This is a genomic window from Rhodococcus sp. GB-02, from assembly GCF_053470465.1.
Map to the genome: position 1 here is coordinate 25820 of NZ_JBPUKE010000002.1, position 19373 is coordinate 45192.

The following is a 19373-nucleotide window of genomic DNA, read 5'->3' on the forward strand; positions in this document are numbered from 1 at the left end:
ACTGCCCGCCCCCCTGCCACCACCCCACAAAAAACAGGCGCTGACCTCCTCACGGAGGTCAGCGCCTGTTTCAGTCTTTATGTCAAGACGTTGAAGCTGTACGTCAGTCGTTGTAGCGTTCGCGTCCGCCACCACGGCGGTCGTCACGTCCACCGCGTTCATCACGGCCACCACGCCCACTCGGACGTCCCTGCGGCGGGCCGAAATCAGGCTGCAGCTGGATCAGAACTCCGGAGATGCGTGTGCGACGCAGAGCTTCGAGAGTCTCATTGGAGAGGTCGGCCGGCAGCTCGACAATGCTGTGATCCGGGCGAATGCTGATGTGCCCGAAGTCGCTGCGACGAAGCCCGCCCTCATTGGCGATGGCACCGACGATGGCACCCGGCACGACGCGGTGACGCTTGCCGACTGCGATGCGGTACGCGGCCAATTCCTGACCCTCGGGTCCACGCGAGCGAGGAGCCGGGCCGTCGTCGAAACGGCGAGGGGGACGAGGTTCACGGGGCTCACGCTCACGACGCGGCGGTGCCGGCGGCTCGGGAGCCAGCAGGAATGCCTCACCGTCGCGCGACTGCAGTGCCAGGGCGGCAGCGATGTCGATGAGCGGAACGTCATGTTCCTGGTCGTAGTCCTCGATCATCTTGCGGAACATCGCGAGATTCTCCGATGCCAAGCTCTCGGTGATGGAGTCACCGAACTTGGTCACACGCTGGGCATTGACGTCGTCGACACTGGGAAGTTGCATCTCCGCAAGCGGCTGACGCGTCGCCTTCTCGATGGACTTGAGCAGATGACGCTCACGCGGAGCGACGAACAGCAGCGCGTCACCCTGACGACCGGCGCGACCGGTACGACCGATGCGGTGAACGTACGACTCCGTGTCATGGGGGATGTCGTAGTTGACGACGTGGGAGATTCGATCCACGTCGAGGCCTCGAGCAGCAACGTCGGTCGCGACGAGGATGTCGAGGGCGCCGTTCTTGAGCTGACCGATGGTCCGCTCACGCTGTGCCTGGACGATGTCGCCGTTGATCGCGGCAGCCGAGTGCCCGCGGGCGCGCAGCTTCTCCGCCAGGTCTTCGGTGGCCTGCTTGGTACGGACGAAGATGATCATCGCCTCGAAAGCCTCGACCTCGAGGACCCGGGTCAGTGCATCGAGCTTGCGCTGATGAGCAACCTGAATGTAGCGCTGCGTGATGTTCGAGGCGGTCGACGTCTTGGACTTGACGGTGATCTCGACCGGATTGTTCAGGTACTGCTTCGAGATCCGGCGAATCGAGCCGGGCATCGTTGCCGAGAACAGGGCAACCTGCTTGTCGCCGGGGGTGTCGCGGAGGATGCGCTCGACGTCCTCCTGGAAACCCATCTTGAGCATCTCGTCGGCCTCGTCGAGAACGAGGTACTTGAGATTGGTCAGGTCCAGGGTGCCCTTTTCGAGATGGTCGATGACACGACCCGGGGTACCGACGACAACGTGCGCACCACGGCGCAGGCCGGACAGCTGGACGCCGTAGCTCTGGCCACCGTAGATCGGCAGGACGTTGAGTCCGGGGATGTGGGCGGAGTACTTGCCGAATGCCTCGGCAACCTGAAGCGCCAGCTCACGCGTGGGAGCAAGCACCAGCGCCTGGGTCTGCTTGATCGACGTGTCGATCCGCGACAGAACGGGAACTGCGAAGGCTGCGGTCTTGCCGGTACCGGTCTGTGCGAGACCGACGACGTCCTTGCCTTCGAGCAGTGGCGGAATGGTGGCAGCCTGAATGGGCGAGGGCGACTCGTAGCCCACGTCTGACAGTGCCTTCAGTACCCGATCATCGATGTCGAGGTCGGCAAATGTTGGGGGTTCGGGGTCACGCTCAATATCACTCATTTGACCAGCAGTTTAGCGGATAGAGTATAGACACGACGACATACCGGGGGTGCATTTACGACAGATCCACCCTCCCAGCGGGTTTCGCCTAGCGTAGGAAGCATGACCGCAGCCACCACAGCCACCCCCGCCCAGACCGTTGTCGCGATTGCCCAATTCGCCCCGGGGACGGACAAGAAAGCCAACCTCGAATCACTGCGATCACTGGCTTCCGATGCAGCAGCACGGGGCGCGAAAGTTGTCGTGGCGCCGGAGTACTCGATGTTCACCGCACCGAAGACGGACGAGCGACTGATCGAGTCCGCGGAGGACCTGGACGGCGAATTCGGTTCGGCACTTGCGGCGGTCGCCGCGGAGTTCGGAATCTTCCTCGTGGCAGGAATGAACGAGCGAATCGACGACGTGAGCAGAATCTCCAACACCCTCGTCGCGGTGGACCCCAACGGCGAACTGGTGGCGACCTACCGCAAACTGCATCTCTACGACGCCTTCGGCTACCAGGAATCGGCCGTGATCCGTGCGGGCGACATCACCGAACCGCAGACTTTCGGGTGCGACGGCCTGACCTTCGGCCTCCAGACCTGCTACGACCTTCGTTTCCCGGAAGTCACCCGGCGCATCGTCGACGTCGGCGCTGACGTCTTGCTCCTGCCCGCCCAGTGGGTGCCCGGGCCGCTCAAGGAAGACCACTGGACCACTCTCGTGCGCGCCCGGGCCATCGAGAACACGATGTACATCGCAGCGGCGGATCAGAGCGCGCGCGGCGGCGCGGGTGCCAGCATGATCGTCGACCCGATGGGCGTCGTGATGTGTTCACTGGGCGAGCAGGTCGGGGTCGCCACCGCGGCTGTCACGGCCGCACGAATCGCCGAAGTACGCGAGAAGAATCCCGCTCTCGCGCTGCGGAGGTTCACGGTCTCGTCTCGGTGACCTGCAGCGAGTAGCGTCGAACAGGTCGGGGTTCGAGCTTCTCGAGGACATCGCAGTGACCCAGTATCGGGATCGATCTTCCGCCGGCAAATTTCTGGCCGGGCGGCTCGAGTCTTTGCGTATCGACAAGCCGGTCGTTCTCGGACTCCCACGCGGCGGAGTACCGGTCGCAGCGGAGGTGGCGGCGGCACTGAACGCTCCGCTGGACATCGTGGTGGTGCGCAAGCTCGGTAGTCCCTACAACCCGGAACTGGCGATGGGCGCTATCGGTGAGGGCGGCGTGCGGGTCCTCAATCACGACGTCATCGCAGCGGCTCGCGTCTCGAAAAGAGAACTCGTCGCCGTCGAACGCGACGAACGACTCGAATTGGAGCGGCGAGCGCGACTCCTTCGCGAGGGCCGGACCCCGGTTTCCCTCCTCGGACGCACTGCGGTGATCGTCGACGACGGAATGGCCACAGGTGCGAGCGCTGCAGTTGCCTGCCGGTGTGCGCGCACCGCGGGTGCCGCCTCGGTGATCGTCGCTGTACCCGTCGCCTCCCCCGAAGCCATGAGAGTGATCGCGTGCACTGCCGATCGCGTCATATGCCCCTTCGTTCCGGCACTGTTGGGCGGCGTCGGTGCCGCATTCGAGGACTTTCATCAACTCAGTGACGACGAAGTGCTGACCTTCCTCGCCTGAGAGGCCACCTCTCGAGCCTGAGCGCAGTCCAAGAGATCTCTGAGAATTTGTGATGTGTGCAACATTTCGCTCCTCGGTGCCGATAGCCCAAATGGAACAAAAAGAATTCGGCTTTCTGGAGGAACCGTGACCATCTCGACCGATACCGTCGACGCCGTCGCAGCCGCGTGCCGTGACCGCCTGGGCGACCCGTCCGCATGGGTTGCGTCAGACGCTTATCGACAGAGCCTCGCCCTGTGCATCATCGAATCCGTTCAGTCCACGTCGGGCCACAGCGAAGTGACCGTCGTCGATCGCTACCTCGCCTACCGGAAAGCCCGCGAAGACAAACCCGTCACGGACGGCGCACGCGAACTCCTCCGCACGTTCGAGGAAGCCGGGAGCTCGGATCAGTGGGCAGGCAAGATCGGCTCGTACAAGCGCCGCTACACGGCGACGGGTGTCCCCATCGAGGCACGTCACATCCAACAGGTCGCCGAGAAACTCCATCACTTGCGGATCAACAGCGTCGAGGACCTGCTTTCCGCTGCTGATTCCGACAACGCACTCGATGCGGTTCACCACGCCTGGGTCGACGCCTGCGGAGACGGTTCCGAAGTGACCTGGGCGCACCTGTTGATGTTGGCGGGAATCCCCCACACCGATCTGGGCACCGCTGCCGACACCTTCATCAGCGCAACACTCGGCACCAGCGAACTGCCGGGAGACACCTCGGAGATCCTTGCAGCTACTGCAGAGCAACTCGGAGTGGATCCGGACCGATTGGACTACGCAATTCGCCGCTGGTTGTCCGTACACGGCCGCACGCTCCAACACGTCGCCTGAGTAACCGTAAACAGCCGGTCACACTAAACTGCAGGTCAGCGCCCGACCAGTTCTACCGAATAGTAACGACAGTGCAAAATGCCGACTAATGTGATGCAATGCACATCAGAAATGTCAGTAGTCACTGGAGGGGTCAATAGTGCGCGAGTTCTCAGTTCCACAGTCGTTCTCAATTCCGGAGAACGTTTCAATGGCCGACTCCGTGTTCCGTCATGCCGAAGAAGACCCCACATTCGTGCCGTTCAAGAGGCCGTCGAACGGTGGATGGGTCGATGTCACCGCAGCTGAATTCGCGAAGCAGGTCTCCGCAGTTGCCAAGGGCCTGATCGCTTCGGGTGTCGAGCTCGGCGACCGCGTCGCTATCCTGTCCGCTACTCGATACGAGTGGGTCGTTCTCGACTACGCCATCTGGACTGCCGGCGGATGCACCGTCGCGATCTACGAGACCTCCTCCCCTGACCAGGCGCAGTGGATCCTCGAGGATTCCGCGACGACACTTCTGGTCGTCGAAACGGCCAAGCACGCGGAGACCCACAAGGAAGTCACCGACGGCGCAGAATCCCTCCGCGAAGTTCTGGTCATCGAGTCGGGTGCCATCGACGAGTTGTCCAGCCGCGGTTCCGCAATCACCGACGAAGAACTGCACACTCGTCGTCACCAGGTCACCGCAGCCTCGCCCGCGACCCTGATCTACACCTCCGGAACCACCGGACGCCCCAAGGGCGTTCAGCTGACGCACTCCAACTTCTACGCCGAGTCCAACGCCTGCCGCCTGGCCATGCCGGAGTCGATGGTCCCCGGCAAGAAGACGCTGATGTTCCTGCCGCTCGCCCACGTATTCGCGCGAGCGATCTCCTTCGGCGCTTTCGACGCCAAGGTCACCGTCGCCCACACGTCGGATCTGACGACGCTCCTCGAGCAGTTCGCCGGCTTCAAGCCCAACTTCATCCTGTCGGTGCCCCGCGTGTTCGAGAAGGTCTACAACTCGGCTCGTCAGAAAGCTGTCGACGGCGGCAAGGGCAGCATCTTTGACAAGGCTGCTGCCACGGCCATCGAATACAGCGAATCCCTCGAAAAGGGTGGCCCCGGACTGGCACTCAAGCTCAAGCACGCGGTATTCGACAAGCTCGTCTACTCGAAGCTGCGCGCAGCACTGGGCGGCGAGTGCGAGCGTGCAGTCTCCGGCGGCGCAGCCCTCGGTGCGCGCCTCGGCCACTACTTCCGCGGCGTCGGCATCCCGATCTACGAGGGCTACGGACTCACCGAGACCAGCGCCGCGATCACCGTCAACACCTCGAGCGCGCAGCGCGTCGGCACCGTCGGCAAACCGATCAACGGCCACGCCGCCAGAGTCGCCGAAGACGGCGAACTCCTCCTGCAGGGCCCGGTAGTGTTCGCCGGCTACTGGCACAACGAGAAGGCCACAGCGGAATCCATCGTCGACGGCTGGTTCCACACCGGCGACCTCGGATCGATCGACAACGAGGGCTACGTCTCGATCACCGGCCGCAAGAAGGAAATCATCGTCACCGCCGGCGGTAAGAACGTCGCACCGGCAGGCCTCGAGGACTCTTTGCGCGCGCACGCTCTGATCAGCCAGTGCCTCGTCGTCGGTGACGGTCAGCCGTTCATCGGTGCACTGATCACCCTCGATCCGGAAACACTGCCCGGATGGGTCGAGCGCAACGGCCTACCCGCGAACACCGCGATTGCCGATCTGGTGAAGAACGCCGATCTGATCGCCGAGATCGACTCGGCCGTTGCCGACGCCAACAAGAAGGTCTCCAACCCCGAGCAGATCAAGAAGTACACGATCCTCGAGGTCGACTTCACCCAGGAAACCGGCGAACTGACGCCGACGCTCAAGCTCAAGCGCAACATCATTCACGAAGCTCACAAGACCAAGATCAGCGACCTGTACGCCTGATCCTCGTCTTTCACGCGTCTGGCCCGGTTCGAATGCGAACCGGGCCAGACGCGTTTCAGTCTCCGGCGGACAGAAGTTCTCTTTCGATCTCCGGAGGCAGTCCGTGCACCGCACGATCCTCCCGCTGGGTCGGCAGAGTTTCCTGCTGCATCCACTCCCAGGTATCGCGCACGGTGCCTTCGACGGGACGGCACTGCAACCCGGTCCGCGCTGCCTTGGCGGTGTCGGCTTCGAGGAAACCCGCGAACTCGCCCTTTTGCGGGACCCAACACGGCAGTTGTGTCCACGGCTGCGCTCCAGCGGCCGCCAGCCTGTCCTCGTCGATCCACACCAATTCCGCGCCCGAACCGGTGGCGTCCACGCACGCCTGAAGGAGCCCGGAGGTTGTGGTGTGCCCGGACGGGCTGATGACGTCATATGCCCCGCCGATCCCTGCGACCAGTCCGGACAGGACAAAAGATGCGATGTCACGAACATCGACGTATTGCAGTGGCCTGGTCGGCACCCCGGGAGCAACGACGCGGCCTCCTGCGCCGATGCGCTGCAGCCACCACGGCAATCGCCCGATGTCCTCGTGTGGTCCGAGGATCAGCCCTGCCCTCGCGAGCAGTGCATTCGGGAAGAATTCCAGGACAGCGAGTTCGGCGCCGCGTTTGGCGGACGCGTAATCGCTGCCGTCGTCGGACGTCGCGGAAGCGGCGACCACAGGTGAGCACTCGTCGACGTGCGAGCCCCACTGGTAGACGGATCCGCTGGAAATGTATGCGTACCGTTCGACGTGACCACGCAAGACGCGTGCATTCTCACCGACCACCCGAGGGCTACCCGACCACGTGTCGACGACAAAGTCCCATCGACGGTCACCGAGCGCCTCGGCCATCGCTCGCTGATCGGTGCGATCCGCGAACAGGACCTCCGCATCAAGCGGTGGCGCTCCGGTGAGCCCCCGATGGAGCACTGTCACTTCCCAGCCCCGCGCCAGAGCGTCGTCGACGAGGGCGCGGCCGAGGAACCGTGTTCCTCCGAGCATCAGCAGCTTCATGACGGCCATCGTCACTCGAAAAGCGTCGTGCGGCAACATGTTCGTCTGGTAGCGCAATTTCCGGCGAGTGAGGCTCGGACGAAACGCTCAGATACCTCGCCCCGGATTGAGAATGTTCTTCGGATCGAATGCGGCCTTCACTGCGAGCATCATTTCGCGTTCGGTCTCGCCGACCATGTCTGCCATGTACGGCGCTTTGAGAACACCGATACCATGTTCGCCGCTGATCGTTCCGCCCAACGCCAGCGCCCCGGCGACGATGTCGTCGAACGCTCCGCGGGCACGATCCTGCGCTCCGGCTTCGGCGGCGTCGAACACGATGGTCGGGTGGAGATTTCCGTCGGCGGCATGACCGAAGGTTCCGATCGTGACACCGTGACGCTCGGCCGCCTCGCGGATGCCCCCCAGCATGGACGGTAACGCAGGCACGGGCACCGCGACGTCGTCGAGTAGCACCGTGCCCAACGCCTCGAGAGCAGGTAATGCCATCCGGCGAGCCGCGGTGAACTCTTCACCTTCCACCGGATCGTCGGTGTGGAAAACTTCTCGCGCCCCGACGCTTTCGCACGCCGCGGCACAGTCCGCTGCCTCGGCGGCCGCTGACCTACCGTCGCACTGGATGAGCAGCATCGCCCCGGCCGATTCGTCCAACCCCATCTTCGTCAGGCGATTGACCGCGCCGATTGTGACGTCGTCCATCAACTCCATCTGACACGGTTCGGCCACTGCCGACACGGCGAGGACGGCATCGATTGCGGACTCCGCGGAATCGAAAAACGCGACAACGGTGGTCGCGACTGTTGGCGCTGTACGCAGACGCATCGTGGCTTCGACGATGACCGCCAGAGTCCCCTCCGACCCCACGAGCAGATGTGTCAGGTCCAGCCCCGCAACATTTTTGCGCGTCCGTGCACCGGTACGGATCACACGCCCGTCGGCCAGCACCGCCGTCAGGGCCGCGACGTGATCACCGGTGACGCCGTACTTGGCGCAACAGATGCCGCCCGCATTTGTCGCCAGATTGCCGCCGATACTCGAGATGGCCCGGCTTCCCGGATCCGGTACGTACCAAAGTCCCTGCTGTGCAGCAGCTTCGGCGAGGTCGCCGTTGATCACTCCGGGCTCCACCGTGGCGGTGCGCGCGGCGGGATCGATCTCCAGAATGCGATTCATGCCCGCGACGCTCAGAACGATGCATCCGTCGAGCGCGTTGGCGGCGCCGGTCAATCCGGTACCCGCCCCTCGCGTCACCACCGGAACGGAGAGTTCGTGGGCCACCGTCATGACGGCGACGACGTCGTCGACCGTCTTTGCCTTGACCAGCGCGGCGGGTCTTCCGGCTGCGGTGAGCAGTGATTGATCCCGGACGTACGCACCCATTCGGTCGGGATCGGTTGTGGCCCTGTCCCCCAGCGCTTTCTGCAAGTGTTCGCCCAACAGATCGATACTCGTGGTCATTCCGTTCGTCCTTCGTAGAATCCGCGCACGTGGCGCTCGACCAAATCGGCAGCCTCGTCGGAGGCGCCGCGCTCGATCGCGTCGGCGATACCCTCGTGTTCTTTCAGCAGTGCGCCGAGTGTGGCTGCCGAGTTCTGTCGCGCGTCGAGTTCGCTCAGCAAGTAGCCGGCGATGCTGTCGCGCAGAACCGCCATGACCAACCCGAACGCCTTGTTCCCGCCCGCTCCGGCAAGCGCAACGTGAAAGTCGACGTCTGCGTCGTGGAAGGCGACCGAGTCGTCGGCAAGCGTCGCGACGCGCATCCGCTCGATCGCGTCCCTGGCGTCGCCTGGCACCGCACCGACTGTGCGCAGTGCAGCGGCTTCGAGCAGCACTCGTAGTTCGACAAGATCGCCCAGGGGAACTGCACCCACCTGCAACGCGGTACTGAGGGCGGTGGCTGCGGAATCGGCCGTATGCTCGTGCGTCACCCGAGGTCTGGCTGTCGACGTTGTGTCCGCGCCGGTCAGCAATCCCTGCGCCTGTAGGACGCGAAGTGCCTCACGGACCGTCGATCGACCCACCGAGAACGTCTGTGCAAGTTCCTGTTCGGTCGGCAAAGCCTCACCGACGGGAAGCGAGCCGTCGAGTATTGCAGCGCGGATTCTTCCCGACACGGCAAGGCTGAGCGGCATGCGCGACAACGGAGTCGTATCCATGCCGCGACGCTACCACCCCTTGCCTGCTTGTCTGACAAACTGTTTAATTAGTTTGATTCGTGACCCGGACCACAACAGAGAAGGTGCCGACCATGACCGACAAGCTCGAATTGGATCCCGCAACCACCGCCGTCGTGCTCATCGAGTACCAGAACGACTTCACCACCGAAGGCGGCGTCCTCCACGAGGCCGTCGCACCGGTCATGGAATCGAACGGACTCCTCGCGAACACCGCCGCGCTGGTGGATGCGGCCCGCGCGGCGGGTGTCACCGTGATGCACGCACCGATCACCTTCGCCGAGGGGTACAACGAAATCACCTCGCATCCGTACGGAATCCTCAAGGGCGTCGTCGACGGCAAGGCTTTCGTGAAGGGCTCGTGGGGCGCCGCGATCGTCGACGACCTCACCCCGAAGGACGGCGACATCGTCATCGAGGGCAAACGCGGACTCGACACATTTGCCAGTACCAACCTCGATTTCATTCTGCGCAGCAAAGGAATTCGCACGATCCTTCTCGGCGGTTTCCTGACCAACTGCTGCGTCGAATCGACCATGCGCACCGGATACGAGAACGGCTACCGGGTCATCACTCTCACCGATTGTGTAGCCGGAACTTCGGTCGCCGAACACGAGAACGCGATCACCTACGACTACCCGATGTTCTCGCATCCCGTCACGTCGAAAGAGGTGCTTGACGCACTCGCCTGAGAGGCCTACCTGGAATGCGCGAGAAGGAATTCACGGGTGACGCCAGTGACACTGGCGTAAACCTTCTCGTGCAGTAGGTCGTGACCGGCGTCCTCGAACTCGCGCATCTCGACGTTGCGCAGCGTCCGGGCCCAGCCTCGGACCGGATCGACCGGCGCGATCCGGTCGTCGGTGCCGTGAACGACCAACACCGGAATCCCGGCTTCGGAGAGTTCCGCCCACCCGTGTTGCTCGACCGCGCTGCGCGGAATGCCGCACAGCACCGCGGAGGCAAAATCGTGGTCGCGATGAGCCAGCATCGTCAGCGCCGCCACCGCACCCAAGGAATGGCCCATCACCGCCTGCGGGACGTCGGGCAGTTCCGCCAAAGCGATGTCAGCCAGCGCGGCTGCGTCGGCAGCAAGATCGGACAGCGGAGCGCCAACCCCCGGATCACCCTCCGACAAGCCGTGCCCGGTGTGATCGATCGCCCACACGTCTATCCCCGACGCCGTCATAGCACCCGCGAAGCGGTGGTACTGACCGCTGTGCTGACCGAGACCGTGAAGAAAGACCAATGACACCGTGGGCACCGCACCCCCTGCCGCCGGCCAATGCCGAAAGTGCACCTGACCGGTTCGTCCGTCGAAGAAGGGCATGATCGTCATTCTGCACTCCGCGACCGGTATCCGCGGCGCGTGGGCGATTACTGGCGGGTTGCCTTGTCGGTGAGCGATGGCACAATCGCCCTGTGTTCCTACTCGATGATCAGATCGTCTACAGCGCCAGCGACCTCTCTGCTGCTGCCTCGTGCGAGTTCGCGCTGTTGCGGCAACTCGACGCCCGTACAGGTCTGATCGCGGCCGAGGCCGTCGAGGCGGATCCGATGCTCGAGCGAACGTCGAGCCTCGGCGACTCGCACGAGCGCGAACAGCTCCAGAAGTTCATCGATCAACACGGTGACGGCGTCGTCATCATGCCGCGCCCGGAACACTCACGCTCGGGATTGACCGCCGCCACCCTGGCGACCGTCGAAGCAGCCCGATCAGGCGCTCCCGTGATATATCAGGGAACATTCTTCGACGGCCGGTTCCTCGGGTTCTGCGATTTCCTCGTCCGCGAAGGCGACACCTACGCCGTCTACGACAGCAAACTCTCCCGGCACGCCAAGGTGTCGGCGCTCCTCCAACTCGCCGCGTACGCAGACGCGTTGGAGCGCAATGCAATCGCCGCCTCCGCTCAGGTTCACCTGCTGCTCGGCGACGGCAGCACATCGTCACACGACATCGGAGACATCGCACCGGTGTTCGCGGCGCGCAGAGCTGAACTCGAACGAGTCCTCGACGAGCACCGCGCCGAGGGAAAACCAACCCAGTGGCTCGACGATCGGTACCTGCGTTGCGGCCGATGTGACACCTGCAGCGTCGAGGTCGAAAGCCATCGGGACCTCCTGCTGGTTGCGGGTGTCCGCGGCAATCAGCGCGAACAACTGATCGTCTCGGGGATCACGACAATCGACGAACTCGCCTCGAGCACTGGCCCAGTTGAGGGAATCCGCCGGGAGACCCTCGACAAACTCCGTGCGCAGGCAGCTGTTCAACTCCGCCAGGAACTATCCGGCGACGCCGAATTCGAGGTCTACGAGCCCTCGGCGCTCGGCGGTCTACCCGTCCCCGACGCCGGTGACATCTTTTTCGACTTCGAGGGCGATCCACTCTGGGCCGAGGACGGATCCACCGACTGGGGGTTGGAGTACCTGTTCGGCGTGGTCGAAGGGCCGGCGGACGACTACGTGTTCAAGCCGTTCTGGGCACACGACCGCGAGGGTGAGCGCCAAGCGCTCCTCGACTTCCTCGACTACGTCACCGCCCGCCGCGAAGCCCACCCCGGGATGCACATCTATCACTACGCCGCGTACGAGAAGTCGGCGCTGTTGCGCTTGGCCGCCCGTCACGGTGTCGGCGAGCAGACGGTGGACACGCTGCTCAGCGAGAACGTGCTCGTCGACCTGTATCCGATCGTCCGCGCCTGCCTACGGATCGGGCAACGCTCGTACAGCATCAAGAAACTGGAGCCGCTCTACATGGGTGAGCACGGCCGCGACGGTGACGTGACCAACGCCGCCGCCTCGGTCGTCGCTTATGCCGACTACTGCGAATTACGCGACGGCGGACAAGCCGACCAGGCCAGGGATCTTCTTCAGGGCATCGCCGACTACAACGAGTACGACTGCGAATCCACTCTCCGCCTGCGTGATTGGCTCGCCGAGCGCGCCGCAGAACACGGTGTCGAACTTCGTGAGCCGACCGGACAGATCAAGATTCCACTCGAAGAACTCACCGAATCGGAAATCGCGCTCCGCGACTTCGCCGGCCACAAGGCCGGTTCGACACGCACCCCCGATCAGCAGGCTGCTGCTCTATTGGCCGCAGCAGTGGGATACCACAATCGCGAGCGGAAGCCGTACTGGTGGGCCCACTTCGACCGATTGGTCACACCGATCGAAGACCTCGTGGACATCCGCGACGTCATGGTGGTCGAGCAGTCCGAAATCGAAGCAGACTGGCACAAGAGCACCCCGCGGCAGAAGAAGTTTCGTCGCCACATCCAGTTGACTGGGAGTTTCGGCACCGGAACGTCTTTGAGCCCGGGCAGTGACCTTTTCGCGCTCTACGCAACCCCCTCCCCGGATGCCGTTGCAAGCGAGAACCCCACCCAGCGCGGCACCAGCAGCGTCAAGGTCACCGCCGTCGTCAAGTCCGAAGGGCTCGACGTGGTCACCGTCGAAGAACTGCTCAGCGGTGACGAATACATCGATTCCCCAGTCGCATTGGCACCTGGTCGCCCGATTCCCACCGGACGTATGGAGAAGTCCATCGCCGCTGCCGCGTCCGCCGCCAGTGAGACCCTGCCCGAACTGCCACACATCGCAGCCGTCGACATCCTCAGGCGCAGCACCCCGAGAACCCTCTCGGGTTCACCGCTGCCAGCTGTCGGCACCGACAACAACTACGCGGACGCCATCACTGCCGCACTTCTCGACCTCGATGATTCCTACGTGGCGGTGCAAGGTCCTCCGGGTACGGGCAAAACCTACACCGGCGCTCGTGTCGTCAAGACACTGATCGAACAACACCATTGGCGAATCGGAGTGGTGGCACAATCACATTCGGTGGTCGAGAACATGCTCGGCGGCATTCTGAAAGCCGGCGTGGACCCCGCACTGGTCGCAAAGAAGGGCAGCCGCAGCAAGACGGCGGAATGGCAGGACATCGCGTCCGAGGAATACGCCGGTTTCATCGCCGAAGCGGAAGGCGTCGGCTGCGTCATCGGCGGCACTGCATGGGACTTCGCGAACACAGATCGTGTTCCCGCCGGCAGTTTGGACTTGCTCGTGGTCGACGAGGCAGGTCAATTCGCGCTGGCCAACACCATAGCCGTCGCGATCTCCGCGCGAAACCTGTTGCTACTGGGCGATCCACAGCAACTGCCGCAGGTCAGCCAAGGCACTCACCCCGAACCTGTCGACGAATCGGCACTCGGTTGGCTCGCCGAGGGACACGGCGCACTGCCACCCGAACTCGGCTACTTCCTCGAGAAGACTTGGCGGATGCACCCGGATCTGTGTGCGCCCGTGTCCGCACTGTCGTACGAGGGCAAGCTCCATTCTCAGGAAACCGTGAGTGCGGCAAGAAAACTCGACGGACTCGCTGCCGGAGTGCACACGGTGTTCGTCGATCACCGCGGTAATTCCACGTACTCTCCGGAAGAGTCGCAGGAGATCGTTCGCCAGATCCAGGGCCTTCTCGGTACGCCATGGACCGACCCGAGCGAGTTCGAGGGAACCAGGCCGCTGGAGCAGTCGGACATTCTCGTGGTCGCGGCGTACAACGCACAGGTGGGCACCGTCGAGCGCGATCTCACCGAGGCCGGTCTCACGGAGGTCGAGGTCGGCACCGTCGACAAGTTCCAGGGCCGCGAGGCCGCGGTGGCAATCGTGTCGATGGCTGCCTCTGCCGTCGAGGACGTCCCGCGAGGAATGTCGTTCCTGCTGTCGCGGAACCGCCTCAATGTTGCTGTCTCCCGCGGCAAGTGGTGCGCGATCATCGTCCGATCACACGCGTTGACGCAGTACATGCCCAATACGCCCGCAGGGTTGGTGGAGCTGGGCGCGTTCATGAGGTTGACGAGCTAGCCGAGTATTTTCACACCCAAAGCCTGTCCTACCCGAAGCATTGCCCTTCGCCGCGGTAGGTGGGAACCGAGGTTCGGGTGCCGTCGGCTTCGACCACGTACACGCGGTCGAAGCGCTCGCACAACTCGCCGGCCTTGGCGTGCCGGAACCATACCCGGTCGCCGATCGCGATGTTTCCGGCTTCCTTTCCGGTGACCGGGGTCTGAACTTCGCCTGCACCTTCGTTGCGGAGCAGTTTGAGACCGGCAGGCCAGATCGGCGACGGAACGCGGGTGGCTCCCGCAGGTCCCGACGCGATGTATCCGCCGCCGAACAGGGTCGTCACGGACGGGGTCGGCTTGCGCACTGCCGACAGAGCGAAAAACAGCGCAGGATCGGGTCGGAAGGCGCGGTAGCGGTCGAACAGGGTCGGTACATACAACCCGGAGCCTGCTGTTACCTCGGTCACCACAGGATCGGCCGAGCTGACCTCCAGCGACCCCGTGCCGCCGCTGTTGACGATCTCGAGTGCACCCACGGCATCGGTGACGGCCGCGACCACAGCGCCCCTTCTGGACGCCAATTCGCGCGCAGAGGCTTTCTTGACCCAACCGATCGGAGCACTGGTGTCAGGAAGGCCGGCAATCTGAGCTTCGTAGAACATCACTCCTACGACGGAGAATCCGCGCTGGCGAGCACGCGCCGCGAGTGCGGCGACCGCGGCAGGTTCGCGCAGTGGCGAGCGTCTTACGCCCAGATGGATCGGGCCGATCCGTAGTGACGCGTCGACGTCGAGACACACCCGGACAGGCGCATCCCCCGTCGACGCCGAACGAATGAGATCCAACTGTGCATCGTCGTCGATCATCAAAGTGATCGATTCGAGGGCGGTGTCGTCGGCCGCGAGATCCGCGATGGCGCCGCGATCCGCGGTCGGGTATCCCATCAGGATGTCCCGTGCGCCCAACCCGACCAGCCACAAAGCCTCTCGCAGTGAGTACGCCATGATTCCGCGGAATCCCCCGGACGCGGTCAGTGTGTCGCCGAGAGTTTCAGCCAGAACCGTCCGACAACGAACCGATTTGCTCGCCACTCGCACTGGTGTTCCACCGGCGCGGCGCACCAGGTCGGCTGCATTACTGCGAAGTGTGGTCAGATCCAGAGCGGCCAGAGGCGGGTCGAGTTCTCGCGTGGCAGCAGTGAGTCGATCGAGGGTCCGGGTCACAGATGATCCAATCGTCGCGGCGTGCGACCAGTCAATCACCAATACTGGACGTATGTCCAGGATGGAGCCTTTACTGGGGCGCGATCACAGCTTTGTTGGCAATCACCTGAACCATTTCTCCGAACTCCGCGATAGTCGCGTCGGAGTCACGATCGACCAGCCATCGCAGGACGAGACCGTCGATAAGGGCAAGACTCAGGCGCGCAATCGAACTCAACGGCTCGGTCCACACGGTGCCGGAAATCTTGGCGCACTCCTCGAGAAACGAAACCGCAAGCTCGTCCATGATTCGGTACTGCTCGAAAGCAACAGCCCCAGCACGTTCAGCGCCGAGATTACGACTGCGGAGAGCCTGCGCGGTGATTTCGTAGGTCAACAACTGCCTGTCCGGCGTTGCCTCGATAGTGGGCCACATTCCCGTCAACCCGATATGCAGCAATTCCTTGAGCCCCTGTACGCCGCTGAGATCCGGCGCGTGTCGCACCTGCGCGAACGCGTACTGCATCGACGCACTGAGCTGCAAAATGAGCGTTTCACCCATCGCCGCGATCAGCGCTTCCTTGCTCTCGAAGCAGTAATGAACGACGCCGAGCGATACGCCGGCCTCTTCTGCCACCGCCCTTACCGTCACAGAACTGACACCGCGTTGTTCCGCAATCGACAAAGCGGACTCGACCAATTGTGTGCGGCGTTCGTCCGCCGGGAGCCTGTTCAGCATCCAATGATCGTAGAACGCAAATGACAAAATCTTCGCGCAATACTTGCCTGGACGACCGTCCAAGTACATTATTGCGTAATGGCTTCGGACACTTGGCAGAACTGGGCGGGTACTCAAAGTGCCTCGCCGCGTCGCTTTGCGACGCCGACAAATACCCGTGAACTTTCGTCGTTGGTCGCCGAAGCTGCGGCGCGTGGCCAACGTGTGAAGGCAGTCGGCGCAGGCCATTCGTTCACCGGTGTCGCGGTCACCGACGGTATCCTCGTCAGCCTGGACAACCTGAACGGAATCGATTCGATCACGCCGACCGACGACGGCGCGCTGGTCACTGTTTTTGCAGGCACTCGCCTTCACGCCCTCAACGACGCCCTGTGGCAACGCGGATATGCGATGGCCAATCTCGGCGACATCGACGTCCAGTCACTGGCCGGCGCGACATCCACCGGCACGCACGGAACCGGCGCCCGATTCGGCGGTATCGCCACACAGATTCACGGAATCGAGATCGTTCTCGCCGACGGATCCGTCGTTACCGCAAGTGCCGACGAAAATGTCGAATTGTTCGAAGCAGGGCGTCTCGGATTGGGTGCAATCGGCATCATTTCGAAGATCACTCTCGCTTGCGTACCGCGATTCACGCTCCGCGCAATCGAGGAACCCGACACGCTGTCTCACATACTGGACACCCTCGAGAGCGATCGCCTAGGCCTGGATCACTTCGAGTTCTACTGGTTTCCGCACACCGACCGCGTGCTCACGAAGAGCAACACCCGACTCCCCGGAGATACCGAACCCGATCCGGTGGGCAAGGTCCGCGCGTTCGTCGACGACGAGCTCCTCTCGAACACACTCTTCGAAGGTGTCAATCGCGTCGCCACCCTGGCACCGGCCGCGATCCCGAGAATCAACAACGTGTCATCTCGACTGCTCGGCGCCCGCGAGTTCACCGATCGCAGCTACCGAGTATTCGCGTCCTCGCGCCGGGTGAAGTTCAAGGAGATGGAATACGCGATTCCCCGCGAACACGTCACCGAGACGCTCCACGAAATCGATCGCTGGATGAAGAAGTCCGGAACAAACGTCGCTTTCCCCGTCGAAGTACGTTTTGCTGCCGCCGACGACCTCTGGCTTTCGACCGCTCACGGTCGCGACACCGCCTATATCGCAGTCCATCAGTACCACCGCCGACCTGAAACCGAATACTTCGCCGCAGTGGAAGCCATCGCGCGCGCCGTCGACGGCCGGCCGCATTGGGGAAAAATGCACAACCGGACCGTCGACGACCTGCGTCCTACGTACGATCGACTGGACGATTTTGTCGCCGTTCGAGACAAGTACGACGCGAATCGAGTGTTCGACAACGAATACCTACGTCAGGTGCTCGGCGACTGACGGTCAGTGCCGCAGCAGTTCCGCTTTTCGCGCGTCACTGGCGAACGAGGCTTTGATCGAGTTCCGGGCGAGAGTGTCGCGCTCGGCCTCGGTCAGCCCCAAGGCTCGGCCCAGTTCGGTGAAGTTGTCGTCGACGTATCCCCCGAAATAGGCCGGGTCGTCGGAGTTGACCGTGACGATCAAACCCATCTCGAGCATCGATCGAAGCGGATGATCCGACAGCGAATCGAACACTCGCAGACGAACGTTCGACAACGGGCAGACCGTCAGTGGAATCTCCTCGTCGACCAGACGTTCGATGAGGGCAGGGTCCTCGAGCGCCCGGACTCCGTGGTCGATACGCTCGGCGCCGAGAATGTCGAGCGCCTGCCAGATGTACTCGGGCGGTCCCTCCTCACCGGCGTGAGCAACGACGTGCAAGCCCTCGGCACGCGCACGGGCGAACACGTCTTCGAACAGTGAGGGCGGGTTGCCGACCTCGGCGGAGTCGAGTCCGAGCCCGACGATCGGCGCCTGCAAACGAATGATTTCGGAGAAGATCTCTTCGGCGTCCTTGACCGGCTGATCACGGAGAATGGCGGCGATTGCCGCACTGCTGAGCCCGAACTCGCGCTCACTCGATGCCACCGCATCCATGATCCCGTCCAGGACCTCGGTCAGCGGAACACCACGGACTACGTGCGCCTGCGGATTGAAGAAGAACTCGGCATGCGCGACTCCGGCGGCAGCCGCCCGACGGAAATACGCCCGCGTCAGGTCGGCAAAATCCTCCGCGGTACGCAGGACGGCCATGTTGGCGAAGTAGAGATCGAGGAACGACTGCAGGTCGGTGAACTCGTACCTCGACTTCAGATCGTCGATGTCCTTGTACGGCAGATCCATTCGATTGCGCTCGGCGAGCCGGTAGATCTGTTCGGGTTCCAGCGAACCCTCGATGTGCATGTGCAGTTCGGCAACAGGAGTAGCCATGTCCGTTCAGCGCCCCTTCCAGACCGGGGCACGCTTCTCTGCGAACGCCGTTGCACCCTCGCGTGCATCTTCGGATGCGAACACCGGCGCCATCACCTGCAATTGCTTCGCGAAAGCTTCGTCGTCGGACCACCCGCCGGCCTTGACGATGATCTCCTTGGTGACCGCAACCGCGAGCGGTCCGTTGCGGGTGATTCGATCTGCCAGGTCGAGTGCGCCTTCGAGCGCCTTGCCCGGCTCGGTCAACGTGTTCACGAAGCCGTAGCGGTATGCCTCCTCGGCGGTGAAACTGTCACCGGTCAGGGCCAGTTCCAGAGCCTTCTGGTACGGAATCCGCTTGGGCAGGCGCAACAATCCGCCGCCACCTGCAACCAGTCCTCGCTTGACCTCCGGGATACCGAACTTCGCTTCGGACGACGCCACCACCAGGTCGGTGGCGAGCACGAGTTCCGTGCCGCCTGCCAACGCGAAGCCCTCGACCGCCGAAATGATCGGCTTGCGCGGGGGCCCTTCCGTGAATCCGAGACCGCGTCCCGGCACGAGTACGTTCTCGCCGGCCACGAATGCCTTCAGATCCATACCGGCACAGAAGTTTCCGCCTGCACCTGTCAGCACCGCCAAGGACAGATCGTCGTCCGCATCAAGCTCTTCGACCGCAGCGGCCAACGCGTGACTGACCGCCGAGTTGATGGCGTTGCGCGCCTCGGGTCGGTTGATGGTGATGATCAGCGTCCGCCCGCGCCGCTCGGTGAGAACCTCGTCCGCCATGATGTC

Annotated in this window: 16 protein-coding genes; 7 read left to right on the forward strand and 9 right to left on the reverse strand. The window is 63.2% G+C overall.

From position 1 onward, the window contains the following. Nucleotides 1-103: 103 nt before the first annotated feature. On the reverse strand, nt 104-1870 hold the full coding sequence (locus ACSW29_RS13110; protein ID WP_448277456.1) for a DEAD/DEAH box helicase: 1767 nt from the start codon (nt 1868-1870) through the stop codon (nt 104-106). Nucleotides 1871-1972: 102 nt separating this feature from the next. Here ACSW29_RS13110 and ACSW29_RS13115 point away from each other — a divergent pair, with 102 nt between their 5' ends. The 4 genes from ACSW29_RS13115 (at nt 1973) to ACSW29_RS13130 (ending at nt 6234) form a co-directional block, all read left to right on the forward strand. Further along, nucleotides 1973-2800 (forward strand): carbon-nitrogen hydrolase family protein, encoded by an 828-nt coding sequence (locus ACSW29_RS13115; protein WP_448277457.1) that lies wholly within the window; start codon nt 1973-1975, stop codon nt 2798-2800. A 55-nt stretch (nt 2801-2855) separates the two neighbouring features. Next, nucleotides 2856-3482 carry a phosphoribosyltransferase gene (locus tag ACSW29_RS13120; RefSeq protein WP_448277458.1) on the forward strand — a complete coding sequence of 209 codons (627 nt, stop codon included), beginning with the start codon at nt 2856-2858 and terminating at the stop codon, nt 3480-3482. A 126-nt stretch (nt 3483-3608) separates the two neighbouring features. Further along, nucleotides 3609-4307, forward strand: a complete 699-nt coding sequence (locus ACSW29_RS13125; RefSeq protein ID WP_448277459.1) for a heme peroxidase — start codon at nt 3609-3611, stop codon at nt 4305-4307. Between the two features lie 139 nt (nt 4308-4446). Further along, nucleotides 4447-6234, forward strand: coding sequence for an AMP-dependent synthetase/ligase (locus ACSW29_RS13130; RefSeq protein ID WP_448277460.1), 1788 nt, complete (start codon nt 4447-4449; stop codon nt 6232-6234). A 55-nt stretch (nt 6235-6289) separates the two neighbouring features. Here ACSW29_RS13130 and ACSW29_RS13135 read toward each other — a convergent pair whose 3' ends face one another. The 3 genes from ACSW29_RS13135 to ACSW29_RS13145 are packed head-to-tail and all read right to left on the reverse strand — an operon-like array spanning nt 6290 to nt 9432. After that, entirely contained in the window at nt 6290-7315 is a 1026-nt protein-coding gene (locus tag ACSW29_RS13135) for an NAD-dependent epimerase/dehydratase family protein (RefSeq protein ID WP_448277461.1), read from the reverse strand. Between the two features lie 48 nt (nt 7316-7363). Further along, nucleotides 7364-8734: an FAD-binding oxidoreductase gene (locus ACSW29_RS13140; RefSeq protein ID WP_448277462.1), complete on the reverse strand. Its 1371-nt coding sequence runs from the start codon at nt 8732-8734 to the stop codon at nt 7364-7366. Further along, nucleotides 8731-9432 (reverse strand): FadR/GntR family transcriptional regulator, encoded by a 702-nt coding sequence (locus tag ACSW29_RS13145; protein WP_317829016.1) that lies wholly within the window; start codon nt 9430-9432, stop codon nt 8731-8733. The genes ACSW29_RS13140 and ACSW29_RS13145 overlap by 4 nt, the downstream gene beginning before the upstream one ends. Before the next feature lie 92 nt (nt 9433-9524). On the opposite strand from ACSW29_RS13145, the gene ACSW29_RS13150 reads away from it, so the two are divergent. Then, nucleotides 9525-10142, forward strand: coding sequence for a cysteine hydrolase family protein (locus ACSW29_RS13150; protein ID WP_317829017.1), 618 nt, complete (start codon nt 9525-9527; stop codon nt 10140-10142). Nucleotides 10143-10147: 5 nt separating this feature from the next. On the opposite strand, the gene ACSW29_RS13155 is transcribed toward ACSW29_RS13150, so the two are convergent. Next, complete coding sequence (locus ACSW29_RS13155; protein ID WP_317829018.1) at nt 10148-10789, reverse strand: alpha/beta hydrolase; 642 nt, start codon at nt 10787-10789, stop codon at nt 10148-10150. An 83-nt stretch (nt 10790-10872) separates the two neighbouring features. On the opposite strand from ACSW29_RS13155, the gene ACSW29_RS13160 reads away from it, so the two are divergent. Continuing rightward, nucleotides 10873-14316, forward strand: a complete 3444-nt coding sequence (locus tag ACSW29_RS13160; protein WP_317829019.1) for a TM0106 family RecB-like putative nuclease — start codon at nt 10873-10875, stop codon at nt 14314-14316. A 28-nt stretch (nt 14317-14344) separates the two neighbouring features. Here the strand turns inward: ACSW29_RS13160 and ACSW29_RS13165 are convergent, their stop codons facing one another. Beyond that, nucleotides 14345-15520: an amino acid deaminase/aldolase gene (locus ACSW29_RS13165; protein ID WP_230817439.1), complete on the reverse strand. Its 1176-nt coding sequence runs from the start codon at nt 15518-15520 to the stop codon at nt 14345-14347. Between the two features lie 70 nt (nt 15521-15590). Continuing rightward, complete coding sequence (locus ACSW29_RS13170; protein ID WP_230817438.1) at nt 15591-16238, reverse strand: TetR/AcrR family transcriptional regulator; 648 nt, start codon at nt 16236-16238, stop codon at nt 15591-15593. 78 nt (nt 16239-16316) lie between these two features. Between ACSW29_RS13170 and ACSW29_RS13175 the strand changes: the two genes are divergently transcribed. Then, on the forward strand, nt 16317-17630 hold the full coding sequence (locus ACSW29_RS13175; RefSeq protein ID WP_317829020.1) for a D-arabinono-1,4-lactone oxidase: 1314 nt from the start codon (nt 16317-16319) through the stop codon (nt 17628-17630). Nucleotides 17631-17633: 3 nt separating this feature from the next. On the opposite strand, the gene ACSW29_RS13180 is transcribed toward ACSW29_RS13175, so the two are convergent. Both ACSW29_RS13180 and ACSW29_RS13185 read right to left on the reverse strand, forming a co-directional pair. Further along, entirely contained in the window at nt 17634-18599 is a 966-nt protein-coding gene (locus ACSW29_RS13180; RefSeq protein ID WP_003945144.1) for an adenosine deaminase, read from the reverse strand. A 6-nt stretch (nt 18600-18605) separates the two neighbouring features. Further along, a complete protein-coding gene (locus ACSW29_RS13185) occupies nt 18606-19367 on the reverse strand; it encodes a crotonase/enoyl-CoA hydratase family protein (RefSeq protein ID WP_230817435.1) in 762 nt (253 codons plus the stop codon). Between the last annotated feature and the right edge of the window lie 6 nt (nt 19368-19373).

Excerpts from the sequence above, each read along its gene's own strand:
- ACSW29_RS13110 (WP_448277456.1), bottom strand. The coding sequence starts at position 1,870 with ATGAGTGATATTGAGCGTGACCCCGAACCCCCAACATTTGCCGACCTC.
- ACSW29_RS13115 (WP_448277457.1), top strand. The coding sequence starts at position 1,973 with ATGACCGCAGCCACCACAGCCACCCCCGCCCAGACCGTTGTCGCGATT.
- ACSW29_RS13145 (WP_317829016.1), bottom strand. The coding sequence starts at position 9,432 with ATGGATACGACTCCGTTGTCGCGCATGCCGCTCAGCCTTGCCGTGTCG.
- ACSW29_RS13170 (WP_230817438.1), bottom strand. The coding sequence starts at position 16,238 with ATGCTGAACAGGCTCCCGGCGGACGAACGCCGCACACAATTGGTCGAG.
- ACSW29_RS13135 (WP_448277461.1), bottom strand. The coding sequence starts at position 7,315 with ATGTTGCCGCACGACGCTTTTCGAGTGACGATGGCCGTCATGAAGCTG.
- ACSW29_RS13140 (WP_448277462.1), bottom strand. The coding sequence starts at position 8,734 with ATGACCACGAGTATCGATCTGTTGGGCGAACACTTGCAGAAAGCGCTG.
- ACSW29_RS13180 (WP_003945144.1), bottom strand. The coding sequence starts at position 18,599 with ATGGCTACTCCTGTTGCCGAACTGCACATGCACATCGAGGGTTCGCTG.
- ACSW29_RS13150 (WP_317829017.1), top strand. The coding sequence starts at position 9,525 with ATGACCGACAAGCTCGAATTGGATCCCGCAACCACCGCCGTCGTGCTC.
- ACSW29_RS13185 (WP_230817435.1), bottom strand. The coding sequence starts at position 19,367 with ATGGCGGACGAGGTTCTCACCGAGCGGCGCGGGCGGACGCTGATCATC.
- ACSW29_RS13155 (WP_317829018.1), bottom strand. The coding sequence starts at position 10,789 with ATGACGATCATGCCCTTCTTCGACGGACGAACCGGTCAGGTGCACTTT.
- ACSW29_RS13175 (WP_317829020.1), top strand. The coding sequence starts at position 16,317 with ATGGCTTCGGACACTTGGCAGAACTGGGCGGGTACTCAAAGTGCCTCG.